Below are 6799 nucleotides of genomic sequence, written 5' to 3' on the forward strand. Positions count from 1 at the left end.
GAGAACCTCCGGGCTTGCTGCTCCCACTGCCGGTGATCGTGAGCGATCATGCGGTCACGGCGCTGGATGAAGTGGTTGCGCAGAGGGAGGTCGATGGCGCCGGTGAGGTGCGCCAGGTCGATGGCGATTTCAATCTCACCCTCGAGCCGGGCACGACCGCTCAGCGAATCCGAACCCTTAGCCATGGCCTCAAGGCGAGATTCGATCATGCCGATCACATCGTTACGCGTTGAATTGTTCATGCTGTCCTCCGGGCGGCGCCTGAGCCGCATATGGCTTCCATCTTGTCGAGTGCCGCGCTCAGCACACGGCGGCTTACAGCCCGCTGGCGTTCATCACGCTCGCGGATCATGGTGTTCCAGGCCTCGTTGTTCGCCCTGGCCTGCTCAGAAGTAAGGTGATCCGCCCAGCTGGTGTCGCCGAACAGGCGCATCTGGCGGTCGACCTCGCGCGCCTGGGCGCTGTCTGCGTAAAGCTCATGCTCGCGAGCCATGGTCGCCTCCAGTTACGGTTGGGATGCTCGATAGCGCCGCATGAGGCCTTTTGTCAGGCGCTGCATGATTCGCGGGTATCGGTCGGGGTGGTGAAGCCGGCATGGCAGCTCGTAGCGCCCGATGTCGTCTTCGCAGTAGTCGCAATCGCAGTGCTTCTTGAGCATCGCCCGCGCCTCAGCAGCACAGGCGGCGCGCAGCGTGAACCAGCGACGACCGCCGCCACGGAAGACGGCAGCAGTCTCGACTGTGACGGCCATAGTCGCCTCCAGGTGGTGGGTTACTCGGTAGGATCGGCTGGCAGAGGGTGCCAGTGAGTGGTGATCGGCCGGGCGACTTCGCCGGGTCCGTCAGCGCAGGTTTCGATGTGCTGGCAGGATTCCTCGGCTTCGTACCAGGCGCCGCCTTCGGTATCGCTCGAATCCGCCTGCCAACAGTCCAGCTCGGCAGAGAAGCAGTTCCAGTTCGGCCACTTGCGCCATACCACGACCACCTGGCCATCAGCTGGCTTGGCGTCTTCGCACTTGATCCAGCCCTTGCCCCGCGACAGGAGCGCGGTTATCGCAACGGCATGTCCTGCAACAGCCTTGTGCTCTGTTACGGCGGTTACGCTCACGACCGTCAGGGATGAACCGCCTTTGGCAGTCCACGAACCGTCCGGGTTTTGCTTCACATCGATTGGAGTGCTCATGGCTTCACCCGGGCCTTGTCGATAGCAGCCCGAACAACCTTGAGATACTGTCCGTTCACGCCGACATAGCCAGATTGACTGCAAAGCCGCTCCACCCCTTCCAAGGCCTCAAGCAGATCAGGTGCTGCGGCCATAAAGCAGGCATTGGCCTCGCCTTGATCGATCAAGCTGTTGTAGGAGGCGATCACGATGTCGCCGCCTTCGGCTGTTACCTGGGCTTCGAGTTTGTCGAAAGGGTTGTAGCCGGACTAGTAACTCCATGGCCCTGGGGTGTGGTTGCTCATCTTGAGAGCCTCGTTGGCCAGCCGCATTGATCAGGTGCCGGGCACCAGGGACCAAGCTGGGCGTGAAAAGCCAAGCCCGGCACCTGTCGATGCGGTCGTATGTGAAGGGAAGGGGATGCAGGTGGCAGGTCTGGCGAACCCTAACTGCGCCCGGCGTTATCACCTCGTCGCGCTCTCAGCTCAGTAGCCGCGATCAGGTATCCGGGGACGAATTGGCGATTCCCGCATTTGCGGTTCACCTGCATCGGTGTGCCATCTCTGGGCGGTGCCGCAGTGCAAGTGCGGCCCATTACGGGGCAGTCAGCGCTAACCGCTACCCTACCCAGTGACGCAGATGGCACACCGATGCAGCCTGCGATGGGGAGCAGGGCATCGGGCAGTTAACGTCAGGCTGACGGGGCGCTGGTTGTTCAGTCGTCTTCCTGATCGCGCTCCCAGCCTTTCACCTCGTAGGCGAAGCTGGTCCACTTTTCCTGCTCTGCCTCGGTCATGCTGTTCCAGTCAGCAGACTCATCGCGGGATACTGCTTCGCCGCCCTTGAAGATGACTGTGCCGCAGTTGCTGCCGATGTCTTCGTCGGCATAGGCCAGCTCGATGGTGGCCTCTGGGAACATCTGGCTGAGCTTGAGGAAGATCGGCTCAGGGAAGGACCAGGCAGTTTCAAAGCTTGCAGACTCGGGACCGTCGACACTCGGCTCGCAGGCATTCCACTTGGTGCCCCACGCGGAACGGGCGAAGTCCATGCTGTGCAGGAAGCCTGTCTTGCGGTGGTTGCGCAGCATCTGGACGAACTGCTCGAAGCTTTCATCGCTCAGTTTTCGCACATCGGTGCGTTCCCGGTTGGCCTGCTGAAGGCTGCCGATCATGGGATGGGAATCGAGCGGCAAGCTCAGAGTTCGCTCAGCGGCAGTTTCCGCGTCGCAGGCAATGCCATTCCAAGGAAACTCACCCTCGAACTTGATGATCTTGCCGAAATCAATTCGGCCTTCCTCGTTGAGCATCGCCTGGATCACTTCCTGCGGCGCCTTGACCTTGTTGGTTACCCAATTCGGCATTTCGTGTTCCTCCAGTGGATTCCCAAAGCACCCGGTCGCCCAGGTGCTTCAGTGAATCGCCGGTCATGCAGCGTTGCTGTAGTAATGAGCTTGCAAGCCCCAATGAACGACGTCCTGCTGCGCCAGGCGGTGCTGCACCCAGTCGGCCTCGTTTCCGCTGACTTGCGCCTTGAGCTGCCAGCGGCGGGATTCGGCCTGGGCAAGATCGCGCTGGTGGTTTGCGTTGCGGAGCGCTTCACGGTTGGTCATTTCGGTGATCTCCAGTTGATTTCCAATGCCGGCTCAGTGAACCGGCATCAGTAAATCGTTCTGTCCCATTACCGCCGGGGTGGCGGGGCGCATTGCATGCCCGGGTCGTTCGTACGGTTCGAGCATTTCGCTCTCGATCAGCCGTGCAGGGTGTTCCTGCCGTGGGCGGGCTATCTGACCCGTCTGATCGCCGGTCGCCGGTAGAGGCAATGCGGTCTGTTGGTGTTTCGGTGTTGCGTTGGCTTGTTAAAGAGCGGTGAGGCTTGAGGGCCTCCCGAGGGGCTGTGTAGCGCCTCGATGGGTTTAAATCTACAACCTAAAGTTACAGTACGCAACCCCTTTGGTTGTAGATTTTTTCGTAAAGGTTGTAAGTTGTTCATTGGCTTAGACTTTTGGTTGTAATGGCAGGCGTAAAAAAGCCCGCACTGAGCGGGCTTCGATCTGTTCTGGATTTTCTCAACTGCACCTGCTGAGCATGAACTGCGAAAGCGACAGCTGAGCAGCTGTCATGTCCAGCGGTTTTACATACACCTTTTCGCCAACCGCCTCGATCTTGTAGTCGATAGAGAAAGCTGCATCACCCTTGCCGGCAATGTAGAGAGTTGCCAAACCCTTGCTGGCCAGCGCCCAATCGCTTTTCACCGTTACGGTGTCTATTCGGGCCATTGCCCGACAGGTTTGGCTTGACCCTGCTAGCTCATCCACAATAGTTGCGCCGAGCCTGCGCACGAGCTTCTCGCTGGTTAGCTCAAAATTTTTATGGCCATCCCACAGAACGGAAAGATAGCCGCACCCAATCAGTAGGACGATGAAAGCAGAAAGTTTTTTCAGAAACGACAAAATCGCACTCCTTTGCGGCTGGCTACCAAAGAACGGAAGACCAGAAAACCTTGCCTTTGATGTGAATGTTCTGGTCGACCATCTCCCGGGCGGTGTACTCCTCGTCCGGATGCTCGTCACGATTGTAGCTCCGCATTCTAATACCTCCGCCAGGCAGTCGGTAAAGCATCTTCACGCGAAGCTGACCATCATGGTCGATGGCGTACATCTTCCCATCCACAACTGAAGTGCTGCCCTGGTCTACGCCGACGGTGCTCTTGTCGGGCAGTACGGGCTCCATGCTGTTTCCGCTGACCGTCACACACACCGCGTCGTCTGGCTGTACCCCCTGCTTACGAAGGGTCAGTTTTCCAAAGCGGAGTTTCTGCTTATGGGACTGTTCAACCACTGTCCGGCCGCCGCCGGCGGATAGCTCCACTTCCTTGAGGAAAGGCACGTAAACCTCATCGTCATCCAATGGCGTGTCGTCATCCCAGGCATCGATGGGGCCCAGGATTGAGGCATTGGAGTTGGGATAGCCGACCGTGCGGGACGGAACATCCTCTCCGGTTATCAGAAACGCGACGGTGGTAGAAAGGGCAGATGCCAACTCATCAAGACGTTTCCCTCTAGGGGTAGACACCTCTGCTTCCCACTTCTGTACTGCCTGCGGTGTAACCGAAAGCCTGCGTGCAAGCTCTGATTGATTCAGGCCGGCCTGTTCTCTTTTTCGCGCTATGCGCTGACCTAATGTACTCATCCTCAAATGATGCAACCACAGGTTGTAAATATCACTGTGAATCTCAGTTGTAGTTTTTCCACGGCTGCGATAACCTTTGGTTGTAGTTGTAACTTTGAGGCGTAAAAATGACAGAGCTACCTATTTGTAGAGCGGCCAAAGCCGCTGGCGGCCAATCCGCCCTCGCTCGAATCCTCAAGGTCACGCCTCAAGCGGTGCAGAAAATGTGCGCCTCGGGTCGTGTGCCGGCCGAGCGAGTTTTGGAAATCGAGAAAGCCACCGGTGTTTCTCGCCATGAGCTGCGCCCCGACATTTACCCGTGCGCCGCCTAACCCACCCCACAAGCAAGGAGCAAGACCCGCATGTACGCCGACCAATCCCATAAGCGTGATACGCCTCGGAAGGTCCGTTTCAACAAGACCCTGGATCGCATCCTGGCCAGGGCGGCAGAGCGAGCCGAAGAGCAGCACGCCACCTACCTCTACCTGATGATCGAGTGGGCGGTTGAGAACGGCGCGATCGAAGCCTTGAGCAAGGACGACAAGCAGTCTAGCGCGGCCTAGGGGCCCTATGGAGGTCACGTGCCCGAAATCGACTACGAGCACCTGAGTGATGGTGCGAAGAGAAAGATCAGTGCTTTTGCCTTGAAGAAGGGCTTGAACATTGATCAGGCACTTGAGGCGATTGCCATCGAGTTCCTGGCAATGGGAGGGCCGGCCATGGTCGGCAGGCCCAAAGCGAAGCTGTACCAATTGGCCCCTAAAGAGGGCCTCAAAAGTGACACCTAAACCGCAGGCGCAAAAAAACCGGGTGGCCGCCCGGTTCTTTGTACTGCATTCGTAACACATGTGCGAGGCAATCATATATGCACCTTGGTAGCCAAATCAATACCGTGGCCCTCGCGCCACAAAATGCGAACCACGATTTCGTGGCGCGGACCATGTCTTCGCGCGAGATCGCCGAGCTTGTGGAGGCTCGCCACAACGATGTGGTCGCCACCATCGAGCGGCTCTTCGCCAAAAACCTTTTACGATCAAGTCGTAAAAGCCGCCGCGAGGCTACTGGCGGTCGCCCAGTCGATGTCTACGACCTGATTGAGCGTGACACCCACCTGGTCGTGGCTGGCTACAGCGACGAACACAGGGCCAAGGTCATCGACCGCTGGCAGGAACTGGAAGCCAAACCCGCGCCGCCGGCGCCCGCCGACCTCAGCAAGCTGGAGATCCTCCAGATGGCCCTGGAGTCGGAGAAAGCCCGCGTTCTGCTCACCGTCCAGGTCGAGGCCCAGGCCAAGAAGATCGACCACCTGGAGAACCTGTTCAAGGAAGGCATGAGTCACGTCCAGTTCTGCAAGGGCCTCAATGGGGTCAACGTCATGCAGGTGGGCCATTTCCTCGAAGGTCGCAACTGGCTCTACAACGAGAGCAAGTCCGGTACCCGCTACCGCGTAGCCGCCTACGCCCGCGACAAGTACATGACCGAGCACCAGCACGAAGTCGCCCCGCACGGCAAAGACGCCTTCATTAGCTACACGCCGATTCTCCTGCGCAAGGGAGCCGTGCGCCTGTACGAGCTGTACCTGGCCGGCGAGTTGCCCATGAAAAAGAACTGGGACGGCCTGCACACCCACGACAAGGCCGTGCGGGGTGCAGCATGAGAAGCCGCGAGCAAGATCGTCAGCGGTGGAATGACCCTGACTTCAACAAATGGCTGGATGAAGCCATATCTGACGCTGGCCATACCGTTTGGGATTCCATTCCAGACGTAGGGTCGGCCTGGAATGGCTGGGATGCGTCGAAGGCAGCGCTCGGCTACTACTGCCCAGCCTGCAGCGGTTCCGGCGAGGAAATCCACGTCACCTATCACGGCCCTGATTCGTTTGAGCGCCTCGGCCACTGCACCGTCTGCAACGGCGACGGGAGAACCTCGGCAGCACTTGCCGTCGCGAGTGAGCGTCTCGTCAGCGAAACCGCGCACCGTGGCGACCTTCAAGCGAAGGTATGGGGCCTTCAGGCCGAGATCGACAAGCTCAAGTCCGAAATCGAGGCATTGCGCAGCCACATCCAGAACGGCGTTGGGCTTATTCCCCTAGGCACTGCCAAGCGTGCAGCCTGGGTTATGGCCTCGCTGAGTGTCGGCTCCACTGACGAGGAGCGTGGACAATGAGCATGGAACTGATGGTCAAGGCCATGAAGACCAAGGTCGGCAACCCGCTGCGCAAGCTGGTGCTGATCAAGCTGGCCGATAACGCGAATGACATGGGCGAATGCTGGCCTTCGTACCAGCACATCGCGGACCAATGCGAGATCGGCCGCTCGACCGTGAAGGTTCACATCCGCGAGTTGGAGAAGTCCGGGCTACTGCGCCGGGAGTTCCGCCGCAAGGGTGAACTGAACCAGTCGAACGTGTTTCACCTGGCGCTGAATGGTGGGGCAGCTCCTGCCCTAGGGGGTGGGGCAGGAGATAACCCA

General features: G+C 59.0%; 15 protein-coding genes. 6 read left to right on the plus strand and 9 right to left on the minus strand.

Annotated features, from left to right (window positions below; genetic code table 11):
• The 9 genes from GYA94_RS24435 to GYA94_RS24475 all read right to left on the minus strand — a co-directional run.
• Window positions 1–242, minus strand: a 242-nt coding sequence (locus tag GYA94_RS24435; protein WP_054904569.1) for a hypothetical protein, incomplete at its 3' end; no start/stop codon positions are given.
• Window positions 239–493, minus strand: coding sequence for a hypothetical protein (locus GYA94_RS24440; protein WP_144188851.1), 255 nt, complete (start codon window positions 491–493; stop codon window positions 239–241). The genes GYA94_RS24435 and GYA94_RS24440, both read right to left, overlap by 4 nt.
• Before the next feature lie 12 nt (window positions 494–505).
• Window positions 506–751, minus strand: coding sequence for a hypothetical protein (locus GYA94_RS24445; protein ID WP_161893272.1), 246 nt, complete (start codon window positions 749–751; stop codon window positions 506–508).
• 20 nt (window positions 752–771) lie between these two features.
• A complete protein-coding gene (locus GYA94_RS24450; RefSeq protein ID WP_161893273.1) occupies window positions 772–1182 on the minus strand; it encodes a DUF551 domain-containing protein in 411 nt (136 codons plus the stop codon).
• Window positions 1179–1370, minus strand: a complete 192-nt coding sequence (locus GYA94_RS24455) for an XkdD/Y8K6 family phage-associated protein (RefSeq protein WP_161893274.1) — start codon at window positions 1368–1370, stop codon at window positions 1179–1181. Before GYA94_RS24455 ends, GYA94_RS24450 begins: the two co-directional genes overlap by 4 nt.
• Window positions 1371–1876: 506 nt before the next feature.
• On the minus strand, window positions 1877–2521 hold the full coding sequence (locus tag GYA94_RS24460) for a DUF1281 family ferredoxin-like fold protein (protein ID WP_144188845.1): 645 nt from the start codon (window positions 2519–2521) through the stop codon (window positions 1877–1879).
• A gap of 63 nt (window positions 2522–2584) precedes the next feature.
• Window positions 2585–2770, minus strand: coding sequence for a hypothetical protein (locus GYA94_RS24465; protein ID WP_161893275.1), 186 nt, complete (start codon window positions 2768–2770; stop codon window positions 2585–2587).
• A gap of 456 nt (window positions 2771–3226) precedes the next feature.
• The gene (locus GYA94_RS24470) at window positions 3227–3610 is read right to left on the minus strand and encodes a hypothetical protein (protein WP_161893276.1); all 384 of its coding nucleotides are present in this window, start codon (window positions 3608–3610) and stop codon (window positions 3227–3229) included.
• Between the two features lie 22 nt (window positions 3611–3632).
• Window positions 3633–4349, minus strand: a complete 717-nt coding sequence (locus GYA94_RS24475) for an XRE family transcriptional regulator (RefSeq protein ID WP_161893277.1) — start codon at window positions 4347–4349, stop codon at window positions 3633–3635.
• Between the two features lie 107 nt (window positions 4350–4456).
• Here GYA94_RS24475 and GYA94_RS24480 point away from each other — a divergent pair, with 107 nt between their 5' ends.
• From GYA94_RS24480 to GYA94_RS24505, 6 genes are all read left to right on the plus strand, one after another.
• Complete coding sequence (locus GYA94_RS24480) at window positions 4457–4660, plus strand: transcriptional regulator (RefSeq protein ID WP_075044575.1); 204 nt, start codon at window positions 4457–4459, stop codon at window positions 4658–4660.
• Window positions 4661–4690: 30 nt separating this feature from the next.
• Window positions 4691–4891, plus strand: coding sequence for a hypothetical protein (locus tag GYA94_RS24485; protein WP_103444649.1), 201 nt, complete (start codon window positions 4691–4693; stop codon window positions 4889–4891).
• Between the two features lie 18 nt (window positions 4892–4909).
• A complete protein-coding gene (locus GYA94_RS24490) occupies window positions 4910–5116 on the plus strand; it encodes a hypothetical protein (RefSeq protein WP_161893278.1) in 207 nt (68 codons plus the stop codon).
• A 77-nt stretch (window positions 5117–5193) separates the two neighbouring features.
• Entirely contained in the window at window positions 5194–5985 is a 792-nt protein-coding gene (locus GYA94_RS24495) for a Rha family transcriptional regulator (RefSeq protein ID WP_161893279.1), read from the plus strand.
• Window positions 5982–6494, plus strand: a complete 513-nt coding sequence (locus tag GYA94_RS24500) for a DnaJ-like cysteine-rich domain-containing protein (protein ID WP_161893280.1) — start codon at window positions 5982–5984, stop codon at window positions 6492–6494. Before GYA94_RS24495 ends, GYA94_RS24500 begins: the two co-directional genes overlap by 4 nt.
• The coding region (locus GYA94_RS24505) for a helix-turn-helix domain-containing protein (protein ID WP_161893281.1) at window positions 6491–6799 on the plus strand (309 nt) is incomplete at its 3' end. The genes GYA94_RS24500 and GYA94_RS24505, both read left to right, overlap by 4 nt.

The organism is Pseudomonas juntendi (assembly GCF_009932375.1).
Lineage (GTDB): Bacteria > Pseudomonadota > Gammaproteobacteria > Pseudomonadales > Pseudomonadaceae > Aquipseudomonas > Aquipseudomonas juntendi.

Bases quoted from the DNA above. Each gene is read 5' to 3' on its own strand.
- GYA94_RS24495 (WP_161893279.1), top strand. From the start codon at position 5,194: ATGCACCTTGGTAGCCAAATCAATACCGTGGCCCTCGCGCCACAAAAT.
- GYA94_RS24460 (WP_144188845.1), bottom strand. From the start codon at position 2,521: ATGCCGAATTGGGTAACCAACAAGGTCAAGGCGCCGCAGGAAGTGATC.
- GYA94_RS24480 (WP_075044575.1), top strand. From the start codon at position 4,457: ATGACAGAGCTACCTATTTGTAGAGCGGCCAAAGCCGCTGGCGGCCAA.
- GYA94_RS24450 (WP_161893273.1), bottom strand. From the start codon at position 1,182: ATGAGCACTCCAATCGATGTGAAGCAAAACCCGGACGGTTCGTGGACT.
- GYA94_RS24440 (WP_144188851.1), bottom strand. From the start codon at position 493: ATGGCTCGCGAGCATGAGCTTTACGCAGACAGCGCCCAGGCGCGCGAG.
- GYA94_RS24500 (WP_161893280.1), top strand. From the start codon at position 5,982: ATGAGAAGCCGCGAGCAAGATCGTCAGCGGTGGAATGACCCTGACTTC.
- GYA94_RS24475 (WP_161893277.1), bottom strand. From the start codon at position 4,349: ATGAGTACATTAGGTCAGCGCATAGCGCGAAAAAGAGAACAGGCCGGC.
- GYA94_RS24465 (WP_161893275.1), bottom strand. From the start codon at position 2,770: ATGACCAACCGTGAAGCGCTCCGCAACGCAAACCACCAGCGCGATCTT.
- GYA94_RS24485 (WP_103444649.1), top strand. From the start codon at position 4,691: ATGTACGCCGACCAATCCCATAAGCGTGATACGCCTCGGAAGGTCCGT.
- GYA94_RS24445 (WP_161893272.1), bottom strand. From the start codon at position 751: ATGGCCGTCACAGTCGAGACTGCTGCCGTCTTCCGTGGCGGCGGTCGT.